The 21,990-nt window shown below is 65.5% G+C and carries 21 protein-coding genes and 2 tRNA genes; 13 read left to right on the top strand and 10 right to left on the bottom strand.

Annotated elements, in window-relative coordinates:
• Positions 1–102: 102 nt before the first annotated feature.
• Both G0A00_RS15005 and soxR read right to left on the bottom strand, forming a co-directional pair.
• Positions 103–178: transfer RNA gene (locus G0A00_RS15005), tRNA-Val, on the bottom strand.
• A gap of 34 nt (positions 179–212) precedes the next feature.
• On the bottom strand, positions 213–680 hold the full coding sequence (gene soxR / locus G0A00_RS15000; protein WP_235953108.1) for a redox-sensitive transcriptional activator SoxR: 468 nt from the start codon (positions 678–680) through the stop codon (positions 213–215).
• A 96-nt stretch (positions 681–776) separates the two neighbouring features.
• Between soxR and G0A00_RS14995 the strand changes: the two genes are divergently transcribed.
• Positions 777–974: a hypothetical protein gene (locus G0A00_RS14995; protein WP_164182418.1), complete on the top strand. Its 198-nt coding sequence runs from the start codon at positions 777–779 to the stop codon at positions 972–974.
• Between the two features lie 65 nt (positions 975–1,039).
• Here the strand turns inward: G0A00_RS14995 and G0A00_RS14990 are convergent.
• The 3 genes from G0A00_RS14990 to G0A00_RS14980 form a co-directional block, all read right to left on the bottom strand.
• A tRNA-Val gene (locus G0A00_RS14990) sits at positions 1,040–1,114 on the bottom strand.
• 295 nt (positions 1,115–1,409) lie between these two features.
• Entirely contained in the window at positions 1,410–3,815 is a 2,406-nt protein-coding gene (gene lon, locus G0A00_RS14985; RefSeq protein WP_164182420.1) for an endopeptidase La, read from the bottom strand.
• Positions 3,816–4,081: 266 nt separating this feature from the next.
• A complete protein-coding gene (locus G0A00_RS14980; RefSeq protein ID WP_164182422.1) occupies positions 4,082–5,173 on the bottom strand; it encodes an alkene reductase in 1,092 nt (363 codons plus the stop codon).
• Between the two features lie 270 nt (positions 5,174–5,443).
• On the opposite strand from G0A00_RS14980, the gene G0A00_RS14975 reads away from it, so the two are divergent.
• Both G0A00_RS14975 and G0A00_RS14970 read left to right on the top strand, forming a co-directional pair.
• Positions 5,444–6,307 carry a hypothetical protein gene (locus G0A00_RS14975; RefSeq protein WP_164182424.1) on the top strand — a complete coding sequence of 288 codons (864 nt, stop codon included), beginning with the start codon at positions 5,444–5,446 and terminating at the stop codon, positions 6,305–6,307.
• Entirely contained in the window at positions 6,300–6,479 is a 180-nt protein-coding gene (locus tag G0A00_RS14970; RefSeq protein ID WP_164182425.1) for a hypothetical protein, read from the top strand. Before G0A00_RS14975 ends, G0A00_RS14970 begins: the two co-directional genes overlap by 8 nt.
• A 6-nt stretch (positions 6,480–6,485) precedes the next feature.
• Here G0A00_RS14970 and tgt read toward each other — a convergent pair whose 3' ends face one another.
• Positions 6,486–7,613, bottom strand: coding sequence for a tRNA guanosine(34) transglycosylase Tgt (gene tgt, locus G0A00_RS14965; protein WP_164182427.1), 1,128 nt, complete (start codon positions 7,611–7,613; stop codon positions 6,486–6,488).
• Between the two features lie 206 nt (positions 7,614–7,819).
• Here tgt and G0A00_RS14960 point away from each other — a divergent pair, with 206 nt between their 5' ends.
• Positions 7,820–8,176: a hypothetical protein gene (locus G0A00_RS14960; RefSeq protein WP_164182429.1), complete on the top strand. Its 357-nt coding sequence runs from the start codon at positions 7,820–7,822 to the stop codon at positions 8,174–8,176.
• Between the two features lie 119 nt (positions 8,177–8,295).
• Here G0A00_RS14960 and G0A00_RS14955 read toward each other — a convergent pair whose 3' ends face one another.
• Together G0A00_RS14955 and G0A00_RS14950 are read right to left on the bottom strand one after the other, a co-directional pair.
• Positions 8,296–9,438 carry a hypothetical protein gene (locus G0A00_RS14955; protein WP_164182431.1) on the bottom strand — a complete coding sequence of 381 codons (1,143 nt, stop codon included), beginning with the start codon at positions 9,436–9,438 and terminating at the stop codon, positions 8,296–8,298.
• Between the two features lie 4 nt (positions 9,439–9,442).
• A complete protein-coding gene (locus G0A00_RS14950; RefSeq protein WP_164182433.1) occupies positions 9,443–10,222 on the bottom strand; it encodes an SDR family oxidoreductase in 780 nt (259 codons plus the stop codon).
• 252 nt (positions 10,223–10,474) lie between these two features.
• On the opposite strand from G0A00_RS14950, the gene G0A00_RS14945 reads away from it, so the two are divergent.
• Positions 10,475–11,503 (top strand): Hint domain-containing protein, encoded by a 1,029-nt coding sequence (locus G0A00_RS14945; RefSeq protein WP_164182435.1) that lies wholly within the window; start codon positions 10,475–10,477, stop codon positions 11,501–11,503.
• Positions 11,504–11,657: 154 nt separating this feature from the next.
• Here G0A00_RS14945 and G0A00_RS14940 read toward each other — a convergent pair whose 3' ends face one another.
• Complete coding sequence (locus G0A00_RS14940) at positions 11,658–11,921, bottom strand: Rho termination factor (protein ID WP_164182437.1); 264 nt, start codon at positions 11,919–11,921, stop codon at positions 11,658–11,660.
• Between the two features lie 88 nt (positions 11,922–12,009).
• On the opposite strand from G0A00_RS14940, the gene G0A00_RS14935 reads away from it, so the two are divergent.
• The 5 genes from G0A00_RS14935 (at position 12,010) to G0A00_RS14915 (ending at position 17,149) form a co-directional block, all read left to right on the top strand.
• Positions 12,010–13,617 carry a peptide chain release factor 3 gene (locus G0A00_RS14935; RefSeq protein WP_164182439.1) on the top strand — a complete coding sequence of 536 codons (1,608 nt, stop codon included), beginning with the start codon at positions 12,010–12,012 and terminating at the stop codon, positions 13,615–13,617.
• Between the two features lie 203 nt (positions 13,618–13,820).
• Positions 13,821–14,273 (top strand): GNAT family N-acetyltransferase, encoded by a 453-nt coding sequence (locus G0A00_RS14930; protein WP_164182441.1) that lies wholly within the window; start codon positions 13,821–13,823, stop codon positions 14,271–14,273.
• Positions 14,274–14,276: 3 nt separating this feature from the next.
• Positions 14,277–15,653, top strand: a complete 1,377-nt coding sequence (locus G0A00_RS14925; protein WP_164182443.1) for a DUF2927 domain-containing protein — start codon at positions 14,277–14,279, stop codon at positions 15,651–15,653.
• Positions 15,654–15,662: 9 nt separating this feature from the next.
• Positions 15,663–15,830, top strand: a complete 168-nt coding sequence (locus tag G0A00_RS14920; RefSeq protein ID WP_164182445.1) for an apolipoprotein acyltransferase — start codon at positions 15,663–15,665, stop codon at positions 15,828–15,830.
• A 134-nt stretch (positions 15,831–15,964) separates the two neighbouring features.
• Entirely contained in the window at positions 15,965–17,149 is a 1,185-nt protein-coding gene (locus G0A00_RS14915; protein WP_164182447.1) for a VWA domain-containing protein, read from the top strand.
• Here the strand turns inward: G0A00_RS14915 and G0A00_RS14910 are convergent.
• A complete protein-coding gene (locus G0A00_RS14910) occupies positions 17,146–17,802 on the bottom strand; it encodes a glutathione S-transferase family protein (protein ID WP_164182449.1) in 657 nt (218 codons plus the stop codon). The two genes, G0A00_RS14915 and G0A00_RS14910, sit on opposite strands and share 4 nt — an antisense overlap.
• A gap of 181 nt (positions 17,803–17,983) precedes the next feature.
• On the opposite strand from G0A00_RS14910, the gene G0A00_RS14905 reads away from it, so the two are divergent.
• The 3 genes from G0A00_RS14905 (at position 17,984) to G0A00_RS14895 (ending at position 21,954) form a co-directional block, all read left to right on the top strand.
• Entirely contained in the window at positions 17,984–19,117 is a 1,134-nt protein-coding gene (locus tag G0A00_RS14905; RefSeq protein ID WP_235956747.1) for a polyhydroxyalkanoate depolymerase, read from the top strand.
• A 138-nt stretch (positions 19,118–19,255) separates the two neighbouring features.
• The gene (locus G0A00_RS14900; RefSeq protein WP_164182451.1) at positions 19,256–21,007 is read left to right on the top strand and encodes a glycosyltransferase family 2 protein; all 1,752 of its coding nucleotides are present in this window, start codon (positions 19,256–19,258) and stop codon (positions 21,005–21,007) included.
• A complete protein-coding gene (locus G0A00_RS14895; protein WP_164182453.1) occupies positions 21,004–21,954 on the top strand; it encodes a glycosyltransferase family 2 protein in 951 nt (316 codons plus the stop codon). The genes G0A00_RS14900 and G0A00_RS14895 overlap by 4 nt, the downstream gene beginning before the upstream one ends.
• The last annotated feature ends 36 nt before the right edge of the window (positions 21,955–21,990 follow it).

Genomic DNA, 21,990 nt, shown 5'->3' with positions numbered 1-21,990 from the left:
CGCCAAAAAGCCAGGGGCAACCCGAACATCAATGGGGCAGAGACGGCGGATACGCTTATACTCATGAATAACAGGAGCTTGAGCGATTTCAATGCAGTATAATGGTGGGTGATGAGAGACTCGAACTCCCGACATCTTCGGTGTAAACGAAGCGCTCTACCAACTGAGCTAATCACCCGTGAGGGGCGGTTTAGCCAAGCTTGCGGCGGCTTTCAAGCCTCATCCTTCGTCAACTTGTCGATCCATCTGCGCGGCCCCGGTCCATCGGCTCCACGGCGGTCCGACGGGTTGTAGAGCGGGCAGCTTTCCAGCGACAGGCAGCCACAGCCGATGCAGCCCTCAAGCTCGTCCCGCAACTGCTCGAGACGGCGGATCCGCGCGTCGATCCGGTCACGCCAGCCTTCCGATACCTGCTGCCATTCGGCCTTTCCAACCGGGCGCGTGCGCGGCAGCGCCGCGAGCATCTCGCGAATCTCGGAAAGTGGGATGCCCATCTGCTGCGCCACCCGAATGACGGCGACCCGGCGAAGCTCGCGTCTGTCGTAGCGCCGGTGGTTCGCGTCGGTGCGCCAGCTTTCGATCAGCCCTTCAGACTCGTAGAAATGCAACGTCGACACCGCCACTCCGGCGCGTTTGGCCATTTCCCCAACGCTCAGATCGCGGGCCTTTGGCTTCGGCATGACGTCTCTCCGGCAGGGAAATTGGCGCTTGACCTCAAGTGTACTTGAGGAAGCATTTTCACAGGCGTTCACCGACTCTGCAAGGAAAGAGACATCATGACCGCCCCGATCCACACGTTCGAGACCCCCCGTACCCGCCGCCCTTCCCTTCGCGTGATCCTGCAGCGCTGGTTGGCCCGGCGCCGGGCCGCGCATCGCGCTGCCGCTTTGCGGGCCAATCCGCATCTGGCGCGGGACATCGGCCTGTCCGAGCACGGTCAGGCGCCGCTGCCACCGCTGCGCCATCGGGACTGATGGCTTGATCTGGAAAGGAAAAAGGCGCGCCTCGGGGGAACCGATCAGCGCGCCTTTAGAAATAATGGTGGGTGATAAGAGATTTGAACTCCTGACATCTTCGATGTGAACGAAGCGCTCTACCACTGAGCTAATCACCCGGTAGGCGGGCTTTTACTGATAGGACCGGGGGGGCGCAAGAGGGATCAGAGCAAAAAATTCACAAATTTTTCGCCCGACGTTAGGGCAGCTGCATCGGCCCGCGCGCGGGATAAAAACTGGGGCTCTGCCCCGTCCGCTTGCGCGGACTCCCCGGGATATTTTTATCTAGACGAAGCGGCGTTTGGGCCTCGAATGGGGCCCCATGAAGAAGGGGCGGACCCGAAGGCCCGCCCCTGAAGCTTTGCACTCAAGCGTTGCGCTGGACGGCGGCTTAATGCGCCGTCGCGCCGGTGCTCAATGCGCTGTCGCGCCCGTGGCCTTTTCTTCCTTCGCACGCAGGGCGGCGGCGGCCTCTTCGGCCTCCTCGTCCCACTCGATGGGCTCGGGCTTGCCGATCAGCGCCATCTCCAGCACTTCCGAGACGTGCTTGACCGGGATGATCTCGAGCCCCTGCTTCACGTTGTCGGGCAGCTCGGCGAGCTCCTTCTCGTTCTCTTCGGGAATGAACACCGTCTTGATGCCCCCCCGCAGAGCCGCGAGCAGTTTCTCTTTGAGCCCGCCGATGGCCGACGCATTGCCGCGCAGAGTGACCTCGCCGGTCATGGCGATGTCCTTGCGCACCGGCAGGCCGGTCAGCACCGAGACGATCGCCGTCACCATCGCCAGACCAGCCGAAGGGCCGTCCTTGGGCGTGGCGCCGTCCGGCACGTGGACGTGGATGTCCATCTTGTCGAACTTCGGCGGTTTCACCCCGATCTGCGGCGAGATCGAGCGCACATAGCTCGACGCGGCCTCGATCGACTCCTTCATCACGTCGCCAAGCTTGCCGGTGGTTTTCATCCGGCCTTTGCCCGGCAGGCGCAGCGCTTCGATCTGCAGCAGATCGCCGCCGACCGACGTATAGGCAAGCCCGGTGACGACACCCACTTGGTTCTCGTCCTCGGCCAGACCGTAGCGGAATTTCTTCACGCCGAGGAAGTCGTCGAGATTTTCGCGCGTGACTTCCACATGCTTGGTCTCGCCCTTGACGATCTTGGTCACGGCTTTCCGCGCGATCTTGGCCACTTCCCGCTCGAGGTTCCGCACACCGGCCTCGCGCGTGTAGTAGCGCAGGATGTCGGTGAGCGCCTCGTCGGTGATGGTGAACTCGCCCTTCTTCAGGCCATGCGCCTTGATCTGCTTGTCGAGCAGGTGACGCTTGGTGATCTCGAGCTTCTCGTCCTCGGTGTAACCCGAGAGCGGGATGATCTCCATCCGGTCGAGCAGCGGGCCGGGCATGTTGTACGAGTTCGAGGTCGTCACGAACATGACGTTCGACAGATCGTACTCCACCTCAAGGTAGTGATCGACGAAGGTGCCGTTCTGTTCGGGGTCGAGCACCTCGAGCATCGCCGATGCGGGATCGCCACGGAAGTCCTGCCCCATCTTGTCGATCTCGTCGAGCAGGATGAGCGGGTTGGTGGTTTTCGCCTTTTTCAGCGCCTGGATGATCTTGCCCGGCATCGAGCCGATGTAGGTCCGGCGGTGGCCGCGGATCTCGGACTCGTCCCGCACGCCGCCCAGCGAGATGCGGATGAATTCGCGCCCGGTGGCCTTGGCCATCGACTTGCCCAGCGAGGTCTTACCCACGCCCGGCGGGCCGACGAGGCAGAGGATCGGGCCCTTCAGCTTCTGGCTGCGCGCCTGAACCGCGAGATACTCGACGATCCGTTCCTTGACCTTCTCGAGGCTGTAGTGGTCGTGATCGAGGATTTCCTGAGCACGGCCCAGATCCTTCTTCACGCGGCTTTTCACGCCCCATGGGATCGACAGCATCCAGTCGAGGTAGTTGCGCACCACCGTCGCCTCAGCGGACATCGGGCTCATATTGCGCAGCTTCTTGAGCTCGGCCTCGGCCTTTTCCTTGGCCTCTTTCGAGAGCTTGGTGGCCTCGATCTTTTCGGCCAGTTCGTTGATCTCGTTCTGACCGTCCTCGCCGTCGCCGAGTTCCTTCTGAATGGCCTTCATCTGCTCATTCAGATAGTACTCGCGCTGGGTCTTCTCCATCTGGCTCTTGACGCGGGTCTTGATCTTCTTCTCGACCTGCAGAACCGACAGCTCACCCTGCATCAGGCCATAGACCTTCTCGAGGCGCTCGCTCACGGGCAGCGTTTCCAGAAGCTCCTGCTTCTGTTCCACCTCAATGCCGAGATGACCCGCGACGAGGTCGGCCAGCTTGGCCGGATCGGTGGTTTCGGACACCGCCGAGAGCGCCTCTTCGGGGATGTTTTTCTTGACCTTGGCGTAGCGTTCGAACTCTTCACCGACGGTGCGCACCAGCGCGGTGATCGCGGCGGTGTCGCCCGGCATCTCGGAAAGATACTCGGCCTTGGCTTCGAAGAAGCGGTCATTTTCGATGTATTCGGTGATCTTCACGCGCGCCTGCCCCTCGACCAGCACCTTCACGGTGCCGTCGGGCAGCTTGAGCAGCTGCAGCACGTTGGCCAGCACGCCAGCGCGATAGATGCCGTCGGAATCGGGATCGTCCACAGACGGGTCGATCTGGGCGGCAAGCAGGATCTGCTTGTCGTCGGCCATAACCTCTTCCAGCGCGTGCACCGATTTTTCGCGCCCCACGAAGAGCGGCACGATCATATGCGGAAACACAACAATGTCCCGCAGCGGCAGCACCGGATAGGATGTGTTGAGAGGCTGTTGCATACGCATTCCTTGCTAGTGGCAGGACGGTCCGGCCCCGGATATCGGCGACCCTTGCCGTCCCCTGTCGGAGTATTCAGGTGGGGCGCGGGCGTTAACTTTTCAAGCGCGCGGGACCCGTTCTCACCAATGTGACGCTCCGCTGCGCCGGGCGCAAGCCGCCAATTCGCCTATGGCGAGAGAATAGAGGCGCGCCGCGCGAAAACCTTACAACAGCCTTAACGGCATCACGGGTTAACATTCGCGCGGCGCGTCCCTTCACCGCCCGGTCAGGCGGCGTCGCTCAGGGTGGGGTAGTCGGTGTAGCCTTGCTCCCCGCCCGCATAGAAGGTGTTCTGGTCGCCCTCGTTCAGCGGCGCGTTCTTTTGCAGGCGCGTCACCAGGTCGGGGTTCGAAATGAACGGACGGCCAAAGGCCACCAGATCGGCCTTGCCGCTCTTGACGGCCTCGATGGCCATCTCGCGGTCATAGCCGTTGTTGCCCATCCAAACGCCCTCATAGAGCTGGTGCAGCGCCTCGAGGCTCTCGCCCTCGGCCAGCTCGCGCGGGCCGCCGGTGGCGCCTTCGACCACGTGCAGATACGACAGGTTATAAGCGTTCAGCTTCTTCACCACATATTCGAACAGCGGCTGCGGGTCATCGTCGTCGATGCCATTGGCCGGCGAGAAGGGCGACAGACGCAGGCCGGTGCGGTCGGCGCCGATCTCGTCGGTGACCGCGTCCAGCACCTCAAAGAGGAAACGCGCGCGGTTCTCGATCGAGCCGCCGTATTGGTCCTCGCGCTTGTTGGCGCCGGTCTTCAGGAACTGGTCGATCAGATAGCCATTGGCGCCATGTACCTCGACGCCGTCAAAACCAGCCTCGATCGCCGCGCGGGCGGCGTGGCGGTAGTCGGCGACGATGCCGGCCAGCTCTTCGGTTTCCAGCGCGCGGGGCGTCGAAGTTTCCGCCGGACCATCGACCGTGAAGGTCTTGGATCCTGCGGGGATCGCCGAGGGCGCGACCGGGGCTTGCCCGTCCGGCTGGATCGACGTGTGGCTGATGCGGCCCACGTGCCAAAGCTGGATGACGATCTTGCCGCCTTCGGCATGCACCGCATCGGTCACTTTCTTCCACGCGGCCACTTGGCCTTCGGAATAGATGCCCGGGGTCTTGATATAGCCCTTGCCCTGCGGCGAGATCTGCGAGGCTTCGGTGATGATCAGCCCTGCGCCGGCGCGCTGGCGGTAGTATTCCACATGCAGGTCGCCGACTTCGGCGGTGTCATTGTCGGCACGGCTGCGGGTGAGCGGGGCCATCACCACGCGGTTGGCCATCTCGATGGCACCGGCGGTGAACGGGGTAAAGAGCGCCTCGGTCATGAAGTCTCTCCCTTGCTTGGGTCCAGTGTCTTGCCGACCACGGTGGCCGGCATGGGAAACGAGAGATAAGCGCGCGCCGCGCTGCGGCAAGCGCGCAAAGCGATGTGCACAATTGCACGGAACGCATGACTGACGGTTTTGTGGGCACACACACGCTGTTAGCCATTGCCACGCCGCCAGCCGTTCCCATGAACCAGCCTTCGTGATACAATCATAGGTATATTGATATTAATTGAGTTCACCCATTGATGATCGACTGACACCTTTGCCATGCGCCATATTCTACCCGCCGTCTTTCTGATTGTTCTTTTTGCCAGCCTGCCAGAAGCGGTCTATGCGCCGCTTCGGAGCGCCTCTTCGAAAGTCTCCGCGACCGGGCCCGCATCGGCCTTTTCGACCCGAAACCGCGAAAGCCAGACTTGGACCATAAGCCCCGCAACCGCTCAGACCGGGCGCGCGCTCTATCATGGCTCGGCGCGGCTGCTCGTGGGGCCCGGCGATCTCTCTCCGGGCGATTTCGGGGCCTTTGGGGTGATCGCATTTGCCCGCGGCCCGCAGTTCCCAAAGGACAGCAGCGACCCCGAGGCCGCGCGAGCCGCGATGATCTGTCGTGCCTTCGTCGCGTCCCTAAGCACCCCTGAACGCACCCAGCCCGAGCGGCCTTCCTCTGAGCGGGTCGTGGTCACCGTCTGGCCCATGCAAAGCTCTGCCGCCGCCGAGCGCGCGCGGCAAGCCCCTCCCGGCGAGACCTGCGCCATCGCCCTGCAGCGCTATCGCTTCGAGACCGCCGATCTGGCGATCGGGGCGGCGGTGGACAGCGGGCAGCTCAACCCATCGCGGCGCGGCCCCTTCCTGATGGCATGGCAGCCCGGCGCGAGCTTTGCCGATCCGGGCCGACCGATCCTCTTTGACGATTTGTCCAACGTGAACGATCCCGAGGAGGCGCAGGCGCGTCTGGCCCGGTGGGACCGCGATATCGCAGACGAGGAACGCTATGGCGACGTGCTGGCGGATCGCCTCGGGCTGTGGGCTTACCTTCGCCTGCGGCTGCGGACATGGGCCGACACGCAAGGCGCAAGGCTTTTGCCAGCCCTGCGCGCTGCGCTCATGTCCGGATGGCAGCAAGATGCCTGATCTGCTGAGCGCCGCCCTGCCCTATCTCTTCCTCGCGCTCATTGCGGCGGCGCTCACCGCATGGGTCGGCCCCGCCACCGACGCGGGCTATCAGGCGCTTTTTGTCACCAGCTTCGCCGGTCTGAGCGCGCTGTGGCTGCTTGTCATCGCGCTCAGTAAAAGCCGCGCGTGACCCGCCTCAGAGCGGCGGGATGTCCCCTTCGGCCCGCTGGGCGTGGAACTCTTCCTCGAAGGCGGCGAACGTGCCGCTGGCGATCGCGTCCCGCAGGCCCTGCATCAGTTCCTGATAATAGTGCAGGTTGTGCCACGTCAGCAGCATCCCCGAGATCATCTCACCCGCGCGGTAGACGTGGTGCAGATAGGCCCGCGAATAGCTGCGGCAGGCCGGACAGCTGCAATGCTCGTCGAGCGGGCGCGGGTCGTCCTGATGGCGGGCGTTCTTGATGTTGACCATGCCGCGGCGCGTCCACGCCTGCCCGGTCCGCCCCGAGCGCGAGGGCAGCACGCAGTCCATCATGTCGATGCCGCGCTTCACCGCCCCGACGATATCATCGGGCTTGCCCACCCCCATCAGATAGCGCGGCTTGTCCTCGGGCAGTTGGCCGGGGGCGAAATCGAGCACTTTGAACATCGCCTCCTGCCCCTCGCCCACGGCGAGCCCGCCCACGGCATAGCCATCAAAGCCGATGGACCGCAGCGCCTCGGCGCTCTCGCCGCGCAGGTCTTCTTCGAGCCCGCCCTGCTGGATGCCGAACAGCATATGCCCCGGCCGATCGCCGAAAGCATCGCGCGAGCGCTGCGCCCACCGCATGGACAGGCGCATGCTTTCCTCGATCCGCTTGCGGTCGGCGGGCAGCGCCGGGCATTCGTCGAAACACATCACGATGTCCGAGCCAAGCAGCCGCTGAATCTCCATCGAGCTTTCCGGCGAGAGCATGTGCTTCGAGCCGTCGATATGGCTCTTGAAGGTGACCCCCTCCTCGGTGAGCTTGCGCAGCCCGGCAAGGCTCATCACCTGAAAGCCGCCCGAGTCCGTCAGAATGGGGCGTTCCCAGTTCATGAACTTGTGCAGGCCGCCAAGGCGCGCGACGCGCTCGGCGCCGGGGCGCAGCATCAGGTGATAGGTATTGCCCAGCAGGATATCGGCGCCGGTGGCGCGCACGCTTTCGGGCAGCATCGCCTTGACGGTGGCAGCGGTGCCGACGGGCATGAAGGCGGGGGTGCGGATCTCGCCGCGCGGGGTAGAGATCACCCCGGTGCGCGCTGCTCCGTCCCGCCCGGACAGGGTAAAGGAGGTCTGGCTCATGTGCTTCCCTCTGCCCCAAAGCGCAGGATTTGCCAAGCGGTTTGGCGCGCGCTCCCCGATACCGACCTTTGCTGCGCAACTCCCTGCCTTTGCCCCAAGCGGTGCCCAGCGCCCCGCCCCAAAGATTTCTAAAATCCTAAATTTTGAGGTGCAGTTCAGATTTGCAGCGCACCCTAGGCCCTGTCACCTCAACCATGGAGCCTTGCATGATCCGCTTTGCCCCCCGAAAGACCAACCACACCACCCCGCGCCGAAGGCCCGGTGCGCTTTCGCTTTCTGGAAAATCCTTTGCCTACGGCGCCCTCGCGCTCAGCCTGCTTGGCGTACAGACCGCCCATGCGGGCGACGATGTGCCCCCGCCAGATTATCAGGGCCGTTATTTCATCACCTCTGACGGCTGCGCCTATTCACGCGCGCAGGCCTATGGTTATCACGCCAGCTGGCATCTTTTGCTCAATGCCTCGGTGATCGGCTTCCAAGATGCCCACTCCGGCTGCGCCGCGATGCTCGACACCGGCGTTCCCACTGGCATCATCAGCACCTCCGGCTATTCCGGCTCGTAACGGCTGACGCTGACGTCGCTTCCGCTTACCCCGCGCATGGCGCCAGCCCGCACCGCCGGGCCGGCGCGCACTCATTGAGCGCTACAGCGTCCTTCCTGTCCCCAGTGGAGTGCAGCGCCCTAGGCCTCGCGCAGATCGAAGGCGGCCTCCGCCACGTCGCGCCCGTTTACCTGCAGGATCACCGCATGCGGGCCGGGATGCAGCCGGAAGGTCGTCGCATCGCCTTTCATGCGGTGCCGTTTCACCAGCCGCAGCCTCTGCCCCGGCTTCAGGCGCACCGATCTGAGCTTGAACACCTTTTCGGCGCTGCCTTTCGGACGGTGGAAGCGCAGGCGGTAGTCCACCATCACGGCGCCCCCCTCCGGCGCCTCGATCTCTGCGACAATCTCCAGCGTCTCGCCGATGGGCAGGCTTGGCGGATCGAGGCTCAGCTGCGCGCGCACCGGCAGATCCGCGCGATAGCCGAGCAGCGCCAGTGCCCGTGGCTCACCCCGCTTCACCGCCGTGCGCAGCGCGTGGCGGGTCATCCAGTCCAGTTCCTTTGCGTCCTGCCGCGCCCCTGCCTGCCAGTCCTCGAGCCGCCCAAGCACCGCATCGGGCGCGATCTTCGACAGATCGTTGAGGTGATTGGCAACAGAGCGCGTGACAAAGCGCGTCTCATCCCCATGCAGCGCGTCAAGAAAGCGCAGCGGCAGCAGTGGGTCGAGCGAAATGCCCATCCCCCAAGGCAATTTGGGCCGGGTCCCTTCCGAGACCAGCCGCCGCACATGGTAATGCGGGTCCTCCACCCACGCATCGAGCCGCGCCAGCACCTGATCCGGCCAGCGATTGAGGAAGGGGCGAATGGCGTATTCCATCGAAAACCGCTGGGTGGCCGCGTGCAGGAGATCAAGCGCGCGCTCCGGGTGGTCCATCCCGTGACGCATGGCCAGAACGCCAGGCACCGCGTGGATGAACCGCCCAAAGTCATCGTCGCGCAAGCTGGGGTCAAGCGGCGGCGGCAGCGCCGCCTCCACCTGATCCGCCATTTCGGGAAAATCTGAAGCAAGCTGCTCGGCCAGAGCCTCGGCGATCACCTCCAGCCGCGCATGCACGCCCAGCCCCGCGAAACGCGGCAAAGCGGTCTCGACGAACCGGTCGGGCGCGAAGCCCGGCAGGACGGAATATTCCTGCGCCAGAACGCCAAGCGTGCCGCGATTGAACAGCTGATCGGCGAGCGAGTAGCCCGCGCCCCCGCCCTGCCCGTCCGGTCCCCGTGCCATCGGCTCAGATCGTCGCCAGCGTCTCGCCGCCGTCCAGAACGATGTTCTGCCCGACGATGAAGCGCGCGTGCATCGAACACAGATAGGCGCACATCTTGCCGAAATCCGCCGCCTGCCCGTATTCGCGGGTCGGGATGCCCGACGCGCGCTCGGCGCTGATCTCGGCGATCGGGCGCCCTGTGCGCTCGGCGTCATGACTGTCCATCTGCACGATGCGCGCGGTCTCATGCACCCCCGGCAGCAGGTTGTTGATCGTCACGCCCTTTTCAGCGACCTGCCGCGAGGTGCCCGCGACAAAGCCTGTCAGACCCGCCCGCGCCGAGTTCGACAGACCCAGCTGCAGGATCGGCGCCTTCACCGAGCGCGAGGTGATGTTGACCACCCGGCCCCAGCCGCGCTCCATCATCCCCGGCAGCAGCGCCTGCATCAGCGCGATCGGGGTCAGCATGTTGCCGTCCAGCGCCTTGAGGAAATCGCTGCGATCCCAGTCGCTCCAGATGCCCGGGGGCGGACCGCCTGCGTTGGTCACAAGGATGTCGGCGCCGCGCGCCAGTTCCAGCACCTGCGCGCGCCCGTCTTCCGAGACGATATCGGCAGCCGCCGTGACGACTTTGACACCATAGGTGCTGCGGATCTCCTCGGCCGCCTGCTCCAGAGCTTCAGCCCCGCGCGCGTTCATCACAAGGTTGCAGCCAGCCTCTGCCAGCGCCTCGGCGCAGCCACGTCCCAGCCCCTTGGACGATGCGCAGACCAGCGCCGTCTTGCCCGAAATCCCGAGATCCATGTCTTTCTCCTCTTGTCGTCTGCCGGCAAAACGCCGGGCTCGGGGCCATATGATGACACATTCCCTTGGCATACAATGGGGTGTAGGCTCGGCCTTCCTGCGCCGCGCGCTACATGGTCAACGGCTACGCGACGCCGCTGGCTTTACGACAGGTCGCGCAGCCCTTTGGGCCATGATTGGCAAGCAGATCGGCAAGCGGACCGGAGAGACGAGCGCGCAGACCCTGCTGCGCATGAACGGTAGAGACGAGTGATGGCAAGAGCCCCTTTGCAGACCGAAGCCACCCGCGCACCGCACAGCGTGAGCGTCTATCGCGGCGCGCATCTGCGCGTGGTGAGCGGCGCCAATCTCGGCGACGGGCTCAGCTTTGCCGACGATCTGCAGCCAGACGATGTCTACGCGCTCTCGCCCTTGGCGCGCCCCTGCCGCCTGTCGCTGCTGCCCGCCGCCGCGTCGCCCTTCCAAGTCGCCCCCGGCAGCGAGACCGGCGCCGCTGGAGCCGAGCTGCATCTCGACAGTTGCCTGCTGTTCATGAGCGGCGACGGCGCCATCACCGAAGCGATCGTTCTGGTCGAAACCGATGCCGAAGGGCTGGTGACCGAGCTATACCTCATGCCGCTCGCGCCGATGCAGCCGCGCAAGGACTACGCTTTGGTCGGCGTGTCGACGCAGGAGGCTCTGGCCAAATTCGCGCAAGCGGCCTGCGTCTCGTTCACCCGCGGCACGCTGATCACCATGGCCTCGGGCGCGCAGCGACCCGTCGAGGATCTGCAACTGGGCGACCGCGTGCTGACCCGCGACGACGGCCCGCAGGAAATCCGCTGGATCGGTCATCAGGTGGTGCGGGCCAGCGGCGCCTTCGCACCGATCCTGATCCGCGCCGGGGCGCTCAACAATGCGCGCGATCTGCTGGTCAGCCCCGACCACCGGCTGTTCATCTACCAGCGCCGCGACCGGCTCGGGGCCGGGCGCGCCGAGCTTCTGGTGCGCGCGCGCCACCTGCTCAACGGCGAGAGCATCCTGCAGCAGCAGGGCGGTTTCGTGGAATATTACCAGATGCTCTTTGATCACCATCAGATCATCTATGCCGAGGGCATCGCCGCCGAATCCATGCTGGTCGACACGCGCACCCGCGCCGCCCTGCCTGCGGAACTCTCCGAACAGCTTGCCGCCTTGCTGCCGCGCCACCGCGCCACGGATCAGCCGGAGATCGAGGTGCAGGAAGTGATGCTGCAGCGGCCCGACGCCGCCGATTTGCTGCGACGCTCGTCGGTGGGATAAAGCCCAAGCCACGATGGTGATGGCGCGATCCGATGGGGGCTCTGCCCCCGTCCGCTGACGCGGCCTCCCCCGGGATATTTTCGCCAAGAGGAAGACCAAAAGGGCTTCTTCTCTTTCCAAATACGCCGGCCCGAGGCTGCAACCCGCGCCGCGCTCAGTGGTTGCGCAAAGCGTCGATCAACTGATCCTTGGTCATCTTCGAGCGGCCGTCGATGTCGATCTCTTGCGCGCGCTCGTAAAGCGCGTCTTTCGTCCATTCCTCATAGGGCGGTGCCTTGCCGCCCTTCTTCGACGGGTGCATGTCGGGATTGGCCTTGGCGTTGGCGATGCGCGCGGCTTTTTCCTTCGAATAGCCGTCGTCGCGCAGATCTGAATAGAGCTTATCGTCCTTGATCGAGGGGCCGTGGTCGCGGGTCATGGCAGGTCTCCTTTCCCGTGCTCAACCCCGCGCCGCAGCGCGCGGTTCCCCATAGACAAAAGCGCCTTGCGGACCTATACGCGCGCTCATGCTGGACACCGCTTCGAACCGCCCCACCCTGCCGCCCGAGATCGCGCGGCGCCGCACCTTCGCGATCATCTCGCACCCGGATGCGGGCAAGACCACGCTGACCGAAAAGTTCCTGCTTTTCGGCGGGGCCATTCAGATGGCCGGACAGGTCCGTGCCAAGGGCGAAGCGCGGCGCACGCGCTCGGACTTCATGAAGATGGAGCAGGAGCGCGGCATCTCGGTTTCCGCCTCGGCGATGTCGTTCGAATACGGGCAGTTCCGCTACAATCTCGTCGACACGCCCGGCCACTCGGACTTCTCCGAAGACACCTACCGCACGCTGACCGCGGTGGATGCGGCGATCATGGTGATCGACGGCGCCAAAGGTGTGGAAAGCCAGACCCGCAAGCTGTTTGAGGTTTGCCGCCTGCGCGACCTGCCGATCCTGACCTTCTGCAACAAGATGGACCGCGAGGCGCGCGACACCTTCGAGATCATCGACGAAATTCAGGAAAACCTCGCCATCGACGTGACGCCTGCCAGCTGGCCGATCGGCATGGGGCGCGATTTCCTCGGCTGCTACGACATGATCCACGACCGGCTGGAACTGATGGACCGGGCCGACCGAAACCGTGTGGCGGAATCGATCAAGATCAGCGGCCTCGACGATCCGAAGCTGGCCGAACACGTCCCCGCCGAATTGCTCGAGCAGCTGCGCGAAGAGATCGAGATGGCGCGCGAACTGCTGCCCGCGCTCGACCCGCAGTCGGTGCTCGAAGGGCATATGACGCCGATCTGGTTCGGCTCTGCGATCAACTCCTTCGGTGTGAAGGAACTGATGGATGGCATCGGCGAGCTGGCCCCCGAGCCGCAGCCGACCTCGGCCGCGCCCCGGCAGATTGCCCCCGATGAGAAGAAGGTCGCCGGGTTCGTCTTCAAGGTGCAGGCCAATATGGACCCCAAGCACCGCGACCGCGTCGCCTTCGTGCGCTTGTCGTCCGGGCATTTCGAGCGCGGCATGAAGCTGACCCATGTGCGCACCAAAAAGCCCATGGCGATCTCCAACCCGGTGCTGTTCCTCGCCGCCGACCGCGAGCTTGCCGAAGAGGCCTGGGCGGGCGACATCATCGGCATCCCCAACCACGGCCAGCTGCGCATCGGCGACACGCTGACTGAGGGCGAGGCGCTGAAGGTCACCGGCATCCCGTCGTTCGCGCCGGAACTGCTGCAGAGCGTGCGCGCGGGCGATCCGCTGAAGGCCAAGCACCTCGAAAAGGCGCTGTTCCAATTTGCCGAGGAAGGCGCGGCGAAAGTCTTCAAGCCGTCGATCGGCTCGGGCTACATCGTCGGCGTCGTCGGCGCGCTGCAGTTCGAGGTTCTGGGTGCGCGGATCGAGCAGGAATATTCGCTGCCGGTGCGCTTCGAGCCTTCGCAGTTCACCTCGGCGCGCTGGGTGCATGGCGAGAAGGCGGCAGTGGAGAAATTCACCAACGCCAATAAGCAGCACATCGCCCACGACAATGATGGCGACATCGTCTACCTGACGCGCATGCAATGGGACATCGACCGGGTCGAGCGTGACTATCCGGGCGTGACCCTCTCGGCGACCAAGGAAATGATGGTCTGATCCCGAGCCGCCTGTTGCATCACTGCACAGGCCAACCCCCTGACCCAACGTCATTTTATTCAATCCGGCGCCGCGAAATCACATTTTCGCGGCGCCGGGCGCTTTGAGGCACACCTTTGCGCCGCCCCGCGCTATACTGGCGTCTGCAGAGGGCGCGAAGCCCCGAAGATACAACGACAAAAGACCATCGAGGCAGAGGCAGCATGTCCCAAGACAGCGTAATTATCCGGCCCCTTCGGGCCGAAGACGAAGCCGCGTGGCGCGTGCTCTGGACCGGCTATCTCACCTTCTACGAGACCTCGGTGCCCGAAGAGGTCTATGCCTCCACTTTCGCGCGGCTGCTGGGCGAGGATCCGCAGGATTTCAGCTGCCTTGTGGCCGAGAGCGAGGGTGCGCTTATCGGGCTGGTGCATTTCCTCTTCCACCGCCACTGCTGGCGCATCGAGAATGTGTGCTATCTGCAGGACCTCTATGCCGCCCCCGAGGCGCGCGGCAAGGGCGTGGGCCGGGCGCTGATCGAGGCGGTCTATGCCGCTGCCGATGCCGCTGGCGCGCCGACGGTCTACTGGCTGACGCAAGAGTTCAACCACACCGCCCGGCAGCTTTATGACCGGATCGGGACCGAGACGCCCTTCATCAAGTATCAGCGGCCCTGAGCCATGTGGCGGCGCGGGCTCATCGTGCTGACCCTCGGGCTGCTGCTCGGCTCCTGCGCGCCGAGCGGCCCCGAGACCGCGCGGCGTGGCACTGCCGCGCCGGAAACCCCGCTGGCCAAACCGCCGCTCGCCGCACGTTTCGGCGCGCCGCAGCCCGAGCCGCCGCAGGTCGCCAACACGCAGATCGCCCGTGATGTGCTCGACCTCGCCTTCTTGCTGGAATCGGGCAAGAGCCTGCCGGTCTTCACCCGCTTCGAGACACCCGTGACCCTGCGCGTGGCCGGAGATGCGCCGCCCAGCCTGAGCGCCGACCTTGCGCGCCTGCTGCGGCGGCTGCGCGAAGAGGCAGGGATCGACATCACCGAGACCAAGGCCAAAGCGGCCAATATCACCCTTGTTCCGGTCTCGCGCGAGACGATCCGCAAGGAGCTGCCGCAGGCCGCCTGTTTCGTCATCCCCGGCGTCAGCTCGCTGGCCGAGTACCGCCGTGCGCGCCGCGCCGGGAGCACCAGCTGGGTGGATGTGCAGAAGCGCGAGACCGCCGCGGTCTTCCTGCCTGCCGACGCCGCGCCGCAGGAGCTGCGTGACTGCCTGCACGAAGAGATCGCGCAGGCGCTGGGGCCGCTCAACGATCTCTACCGGCTGGGTGACAGCGTGTTCAACGACGACAATGTGCACACGGTGCTTTCCGGCTATGACATGCTGGTGCTGCGGGTGTTCTACGACCCCGCGCTGCGTTCGGGGATGAGCCGCGCCGAGGTGGCGCAGGCGCTGCCCGCGATCCTTGCCCGGCTCAATCCACGCGGCGAGTCCCTGCCCGACCGGCATCTCGCGCCCACCCCGCGGCCTTGGATCGACGCCATCCAGACCGCGCTGAGCACCGGCGAGCCGATGCCGAAGCGCCGCGCCTCGGCCGAAGATGCGCTGCGCCTCGCGCAACGCGAAGGCTGGCGCGATCACCGGCTCGGCTTTGCGCATTTTGTGCTGGGGCGGCTGTTGCAAGGCGATGAGCCGGCGGCGGCGCGCGCCGAGTTCGACGCCGCGCGGCGCGTCTTCGCGGCCCTGCCCGGCGCACGTCTGCACGAGGCCTATGTGGACGCGCAGCTTGGCGCGCTGGCGCTGCGGGCAGGCGATGCGGCGCGCACGCTGGAGCTTGTGACGCCGCAGCAGGAGACCGCGACGCGCTATGAGAACGCTGCGCTTCTGGCGACGCTGAAGATGCTGCGCGCCGAGGCGCTGCAGATGTCGGGGCGCGCGTCCGAGGCCGAGCAGGTCCGGCTGGACTCTCTGGGATGGGCGCGCTACGGCTTCGGCCCGGATTGGGCGGCGGAGGCCAAGTTGCGACAGATCGCTGCGCTCAATCCGATGAACGGGAGTTGAGGACAGCGCATGATCGTGATCGCCGGAGCCCTGCTGGGCGCCATCATCGGCGGGCTGACCGCCCGGCGCCGCAAGGGCAACAAGGCCGATATCGCGCAGTTCGTCGCGGTCTATGCGATCGCCTTCGGGCTGATCGGGCTGATCGTCACCATCGCGGTTGAGAAGCTGGCGTTCTGAGCTGATTTTGCGCCCATAGGGGGCGCTGCCCCCTTTTCGCTGCGCGAATTCACCCCCGGCGTATTTTCAAAGAGAAGAAGACCCGGGTTGAGGGCGCTGGCTCGGCGCGGCATCATTGCGGCCGGAGGTGGCGGATGTTCCTGCGATTTTTCGAAACCCTGAGACAGGCGCAGGTGCCGGTCTCGCTGCGCGAGTTCCTGAGCTTTCTCGAGGCGCTGAAGGCCGGGCTGGCACGCTATGACGTGGAGGGGTTCTATTACCTCGCGCGCTGCGCGCTGGTGAAGGACGAGCGCCATCTCGACCGGTTCGACCGCGCCTTTGCCGAGGCCTTCAAGGGCGTCGAGGCGATCTCTTTCGAGCAGGTTCTGGAGGCGGTGGCGCTGCCCGCGGACTGGCTGCAGAAGATGGCCGAAAAGCATCTGTCGCCCGAAGAGAAGGCCGAGATCGAGGCGATGGGCGGCTTCGAGAAACTGATGGAGACGCTCAAGCAGCGCCTGCGCGAGCAGCAAAAGCGCCACGAGGGCGGCAGCAAATGGATCGGCACCGCGGGCACCTCGCCCTTTGGCGCCAATGGCTACAACCCAGAGGGCGTGCGCATCGGTCAGGACCAAAGCCGCCACCAGCGCGCGGTGAAGGTCTGGGACAAGCGCGAGTTCCGCAACCTCGACGATCAGGTCGAACTGGGCACGCGCAACATCAAGGTCGCGCTGAAGCGGCTGCGGGCCTGGGCGCGCGACGGGGCGGCGGATGAGCTGGACCTCGACGGCACGATCCGCGCCACCGCCGAGCATGGCTATCTCGACGTGAAGACCCGCCCAGAGCGGCGTAATGCGGTGAAGGTGCTGCTGTTCCTCGACGCGGGCGGCTCGATGGATCCGCATGTGAAGGTGGTCGAAGAGCTGTTCTCGGCGGCGCGGGCCGAGTTCAAGCACCTCGAGCACTACTATTTTCACAACTGCCTGTACGAAGGGGTCTGGCGCGACAACCGCCGCCGCTGGGACGCGCAGCTGCCGACGTGGGAGGTGCTCAACACCTATGGGCCCGACTATAAATGCATCTTCGTCGGGGATGCCTCGATGAGCCCCTATGAGATCGCCGTGCCGGGCGGCGCCAATGAGCATTGGAACAAGGAGGCGGGCGAGGTCTGGCTGCGCCGCGCCCGGGCGCAATGGCCCGATCACCTGTGGATCAACCCGGTGCCCGAGAAGCACTGGCGCTACACCCAGTCGATCGCGATGATCCGCGAGATTTTCGAGGAGCGCATGGTGCCGATGACGCTGGAAGGGATCGCCCGCGGCACCCGCGAGCTGGCGCGTTAGAACTCCACTTCAAGCTCGACGATCTCGTCGGGCTCGGCCAGCGCGCCCTCGGTCCATTCCAGCATGGGCGCCCAGTTCAGGATGGTCTCGACATAGGCCTCGAGCGTCGGATCGAGCGCCACCGAATAGGTGCGGAAACGGGTGCAGACCGGCGCGTACATGGCATCGGCGACCGAGGGGCGCGCGCCAAAGAGGAACGGCCCGCCGTAGGTGTCGAGACACTCGTGCCAGATCACCTTGATCCGCTCGACGTCGGGCCGCGCGCCCGAAAAAATCTTGAAGCTCTGATGCCGCGCCTTGAGGTTCATCGGCAGCGCCGAGCGCAGGTTGTAAAAGCCCGAATGCATCTCGCCAGAGATCGACCGGCAATGCGAGCGCGCCACGATGTCATCGGGATAGAGCCCGGCCTCGGGCAGGATCTCGTTGAGATACTGAGCGATGGCCAGCGTGTCCCAGACCTGCACCTTGCCATGCACCAGCCGCGGCACCAGCACCGTGGGCGAGAGCAGCAAAAGCTCCTGCCGGGCGGTGGCGTCGGTGGTGTCGACCATCTCCTCGGTGAACTCCAGCCCGGCCATGCGGCAGAGCAGCCAGCCCCGCAAAGACCACGAGGAATAGTTTTTCGATGAAATGGTGAGCGTTGCCTGCCCCATGCGTCTTCCTCCCGCTGTCACTCGCGCCAAGACCACAGTTTCTTGTCGCATCGCGCGCGCAGACCTGGCTAGCGTTTTCGCGAGGCAGCGAGGGGAAATCGACGTGCTCTACGCAGGCTACCAAGGACTTGATGATTTTATCGCCCCTTTTCGCATGGCGGCGCTGCATGGGCTGACGTTCATGCCCCGCCTTTCCGGGCCCTTTGCGCAGCTGTCGCGGCACAATGCCGCCGCGCTGGAGATGGTCAGCCGGTTCCGGCTCAGCCATGAGCGCCCGGCCTTCGGCATCACCACGGTACGCGATGGCAACCGCGACGTGCCGGTGCGCGAGGAAGTGGCGCTCGACCTGCCGTTTGGCCAGTTGCTGCATTTTCGCAAGGAGATCGACACGCCGCGCCCCAAGGTGCTGGTGACCGCGCCGCTGTCGGGGCATTTCGCCACGCTGCTGGCGGGCACGGTGAAAGTGCTGCTGCGTGACCATGACGTCTATATCACCGACTGGAAGAACGCCCGCGACGTGCCGAAATCGGCGGGCGCTTTCGGGGTGGAGGATTACGTCGCCTATGTGATCCGCTTTCTCGAAGAGATCGGGCCGGGCGCGCATATCCTTGGCGTCTGCCAGCCCTGCGTTCAGGCGCTCGCCGCGGTTGCGGTGATGTCGGAGGATCGCAACCCCGCGACACCGCTGTCGATGACGCTGATGGCGGGCCCGGTAGATGTGCGCGAGAGCCCCACGACGGTGAACGCGCTGGCCGATGAAAAGCCGCTCGACTGGTTCGAGCGCAACGTCATTGCCACAGTGCCACTGCGCTATGCTGGGGCCGGTCGGCGGGTCTATCCGGGCTTTGTGCAACTCACCGCCTTCATGTCGATGAACATGGAGCGGCACCGCGCGCAGCACAAACGGCTCTACGATCACCTCGCCGCCGGAGAGACCGAAGAGGCGCGCAAGGTGAAGGAGTTCTACGACGAGTATTTCGCCGTGCTCGATCTGACCGAGGAGTTCTACATCGAGACCATCGAGCGCATCTTCAAAAAGGCCGAACTGGCGACGGGCGAGTTCACCTATCGCGGGCGCAAGGTGAACCCCGCTGCCATTCGCCACACCGCGCTGCTCACCGTCGAAGGCGGGCGCGACGATATCTGCGGGCTCGGCCAGACCTCGGCGGCGCATGACCTCTGTTCGTCGCTGCGCCCGCATCTGAAGCGCCACCACCTGCAGGCCAACGTCGGCCATTATGGCGTCTTCAACGGGCGCCGGTGGGAGAATGAGATCTACCCGGTGGTGCGCAACATGATCCTTGCCATGGAGTGAGCCGGCGGGGGAGTGAGCCGGCGGGCCGCCCGAGGCCCCGCCGCCAGCGTGGCCGAAAGGCGACGCGGGCGGGCCATGCGCGCCGCGCCGCTGCTCGGGCAATTGCGCGCATCCACGCTTGGCGGCAGTCTCCGGCCCATGAGCGCAGACAAGACCCCCAGCTATCCCGGCGGAATCGCGGCCATTCTCACGCAGATGGAGGGCCGACGCGATGCCATCGACTATGCCCCCGGCGAGGCGCTGCCTCCCTATGATACGCCGCTTGCGGGGCTTGCGGATCGGATCATCGGCGATCCCGATGGCGACCCCGAAGAAGCCCCGCCCTTCCGCTCGTCCTACCACCGCAAGCGCCACGCGTTGCGCAAGGAACTGACAGGCCGGTCCGAGTTGGTGTTTCTGAATGCGCTGCTCATCGCGCATCTTCGCAAGCGCAGCTTCCCCGAGCACGCCCCGGCGCTGTTCCAGCGGCTCTGGGCCGAAGAAGGCGCGGCATTGCTGGCGCAGCTCGATCCGCGCTGGCTGGTCTCTTCGGTCACCACCTTCGGCGATCACGGGCTCAGCCTCGTGCAGCGCTCGGTGGGGCTGGCGCTTACGGCGCTCTTCGGCACCATGAAGCTCTATGAATCCGAGCGGCTCTATTCCGGGCTCGCCGCCGACCGGCCCTTCGCGCTCGACGGTAAGGCGCGCAGCCCGCTGCCGCTGGAGATGGACAGCTATTCGCTGCCCAGCGGCGGGCTGGATGTGAACCTGATCGGGCGGCTGTGGATGGAGGCCGAGGGTGATCCGGTGATCCGCCCGCTTGCGCACCATCTGCTGGAGCTTCTGATCTGCGACGAGCGTACGGTGTTTCGCCGCCTGCGCACCATGCGGCAGCGGCAGACGCGCCGGCAGGCCACCCCCGCCAAAAGCAATGCCGCGGCCAATGTCGCGCCCGTGCCTCCAAGCCATCGCGACCTGACTCCCGAGTCGCTGCGCTGGGGCCTGACCTCGACCATCCGCGCGCCGCTGCGCGACATCGCCCGCTTTGCCGCACATCACATCGAGCTTGGGGCGCATCTGCTGCACATCCATCTCGACGCGCCCGATGAAGCGGCCGCCGCCTTTCTCACCCGCCATCCGGCGGTGCGGATCGTGCAGTGCGACGCCGCCTATTGGGCGCAGACCGGCCGCCCCCGCCCCGAGGCGCATCAGTTGCGCCAAGCCTATAACGCCACGCAAAGCCTGCGCGCAGGGCATGGCTTGCACTGGCTGGCGCATGTGGATGTGGATGAGTTCCTGCTACCGCAGCGCCCGATCCCCGAGCTTCTGGCCGAGGTCCCGATGAGCGCCGCCTTTGCCCGCGTCGCCCCTGCCGAGGCGCTGGCCCCCGAGGCCGGTCTGCCGCAGCGCTTCAAGACCACCCACAAGCACGCCGGGCGTCCGAAATCGGTGCTGCAGGACGTCTACCCCACCTTCGGCGCGCATCTCTACGGCGGCTTTCTTTCGCACAGTTCCGGCAAGGTCTTTACCCGCACCGGGATCGACGACACGCGGCTTGGTATTCACACGCTGAAATACCGCGGCGAGGAAGCCAGCAACCGTCACCGGCTGAGCGATGTCTGGCTGGGTCATCTGCACGCGCCCTCGTGGCAGGGCTTCCGCGCCCATCTCGACTTCCGCCGCAGCCTCGGCTCTTACCGCCGCAGTTCGGAGCGGCCCGAGATGGGTCAGGCCGAGCTGATCCAATATCTGCTCGATGAAGAGGGCGAGGCCGGTCTGCGGGCGCTGTTTGACGAGGTCTGCGCCGACACGCCGGATCTGCGGGCGCGCCTTTCGCAGCAAGGGATGCTGATCGAGCAAAGCTTCGATCCCGATGCGGCAGTCGCCCGCGTGTTCGGAGAGCTGCCGTGATCCGCTGGGGCACGGTCACCACCACCAATGCCGCGCTGCCGCGCATCCTCGAATTTGCCGCGTGGCATCTCGAGCAGGGCGCGCACCGGCTTTACATCTACCTCGACGCGCCGGACCCGCAGGCCGAGGCGGTGCTCTCGTCCCACCCCAAGCTGCGCGTCTTCACCACCGACGACGCGTGGTGGCAAAAGCGCGGCAAACGCCCTGACGTGCATCAGGTCCGCCAGTGCCGCAACGCCCGGCACGCGAGTAACCGCAAGCCCGAGACCGACTGGCTGGCGCATGTGGACGTGGATGAGTTTCTGCTGCCCGCGCGCCCGCTGGCCGATCAGCTTGCCGCCCTGCCCCCAGATTGCCTCTGCGCCCGCGTCCGCCCGGTCGAGGCGCTGTCTCCCGCGCCCGGAGTTGAGAGCGCCGAGACGCTGTTCAAAGCCTTCCATCTTGAACAGAAGGCGCGCCAGAGCGCCGCCGAGGCGTGCTTTCCCACTTGGGGGCGGCATCTTTCGGGTGGGTTCCTCAGCCATGTGGCGGGAAAGCTGTTCTTCCGCTCGGGCACCGAGGGGCTGGAGATCCGCATCCATAACGTCCTGCTCGGCGATCAGATGAACCCCGGAGAGCGCCCCCTGCCCGAGACCGAGCTGGGGCATTTCCACGCCGCCGACTGGGCGCATTTTCTGGAGGCCTACCGCTTTCGGCTGGCGCGCGGCTCCTACCGGGCCGAGCTGAAACCGCAGGTGCGCGGGACAGATGCGGTGAGCCTGCACCAGCTTTTCGCGATGATCGAAGAGGCAGGCGGCGAGGAGGCTTTGCGCGCCTTCTATGAGGAGGTCTGCACCGCCACGCCCGAATTGACCGAGCGTCTGGACCGCCATGGGCTGCTGCGCCGCTGCCGCATGGACCTGCCCGCCCTGCGGGCAAAGCATTTCCCGGGCGCGCCGCAGAACTGATTGCAGACCTGAGTGCACCTTGACCCGGCGCGCGGG

Origin of the sequence: Salipiger sp. PrR002, from assembly GCF_010500775.1 — a bacterium.
In the GTDB taxonomy this organism is placed as follows: domain Bacteria; phylum Pseudomonadota; class Alphaproteobacteria; order Rhodobacterales; family Rhodobacteraceae; genus Salipiger.
Note: the sequence above shows the minus strand (reverse complement) of the source record. Positions and strands in the feature narration are given on the sequence as shown.

Coding starts and splice junctions, on each gene's coding strand:
- soxR (WP_235953108.1), bottom strand. CDS start 680: ATGCCGAAGCCAAAGGCCCGCGATCTGAGCGTTGGGGAAATGGCCAAA.
- G0A00_RS14995 (WP_164182418.1), top strand. CDS start 777: ATGACCGCCCCGATCCACACGTTCGAGACCCCCCGTACCCGCCGCCCT.
- lon (WP_164182420.1), bottom strand. CDS start 3,815: ATGCAACAGCCTCTCAACACATCCTATCCGGTGCTGCCGCTGCGGGAC.
- G0A00_RS14980 (WP_164182422.1), bottom strand. CDS start 5,173: ATGACCGAGGCGCTCTTTACCCCGTTCACCGCCGGTGCCATCGAGATG.
- G0A00_RS14975 (WP_164182424.1), top strand. CDS start 5,444: ATGCGCCATATTCTACCCGCCGTCTTTCTGATTGTTCTTTTTGCCAGC.
- G0A00_RS14970 (WP_164182425.1), top strand. CDS start 6,300: ATGCCTGATCTGCTGAGCGCCGCCCTGCCCTATCTCTTCCTCGCGCTC.
- tgt (WP_164182427.1), bottom strand. CDS start 7,613: ATGAGCCAGACCTCCTTTACCCTGTCCGGGCGGGACGGAGCAGCGCGC.
- G0A00_RS14960 (WP_164182429.1), top strand. CDS start 7,820: ATGATCCGCTTTGCCCCCCGAAAGACCAACCACACCACCCCGCGCCGA.
- G0A00_RS14955 (WP_164182431.1), bottom strand. CDS start 9,438: ATGGCACGGGGACCGGACGGGCAGGGCGGGGGCGCGGGCTACTCGCTC.
- G0A00_RS14950 (WP_164182433.1), bottom strand. CDS start 10,222: ATGGATCTCGGGATTTCGGGCAAGACGGCGCTGGTCTGCGCATCGTCC.
- G0A00_RS14945 (WP_164182435.1), top strand. CDS start 10,475: ATGGCAAGAGCCCCTTTGCAGACCGAAGCCACCCGCGCACCGCACAGC.
- G0A00_RS14940 (WP_164182437.1), bottom strand. CDS start 11,921: ATGACCCGCGACCACGGCCCCTCGATCAAGGACGATAAGCTCTATTCA.
- G0A00_RS14935 (WP_164182439.1), top strand. CDS start 12,010: ATGCTGGACACCGCTTCGAACCGCCCCACCCTGCCGCCCGAGATCGCG.
- G0A00_RS14930 (WP_164182441.1), top strand. CDS start 13,821: ATGTCCCAAGACAGCGTAATTATCCGGCCCCTTCGGGCCGAAGACGAA.
- G0A00_RS14925 (WP_164182443.1), top strand. CDS start 14,277: ATGTGGCGGCGCGGGCTCATCGTGCTGACCCTCGGGCTGCTGCTCGGC.
- G0A00_RS14920 (WP_164182445.1), top strand. CDS start 15,663: ATGATCGTGATCGCCGGAGCCCTGCTGGGCGCCATCATCGGCGGGCTG.
- G0A00_RS14915 (WP_164182447.1), top strand. CDS start 15,965: ATGTTCCTGCGATTTTTCGAAACCCTGAGACAGGCGCAGGTGCCGGTC.
- G0A00_RS14910 (WP_164182449.1), bottom strand. CDS start 17,802: ATGGGGCAGGCAACGCTCACCATTTCATCGAAAAACTATTCCTCGTGG.
- G0A00_RS14905 (WP_235956747.1), top strand. CDS start 17,984: ATGCCCCGCCTTTCCGGGCCCTTTGCGCAGCTGTCGCGGCACAATGCC.
- G0A00_RS14900 (WP_164182451.1), top strand. CDS start 19,256: ATGAGCGCAGACAAGACCCCCAGCTATCCCGGCGGAATCGCGGCCATT.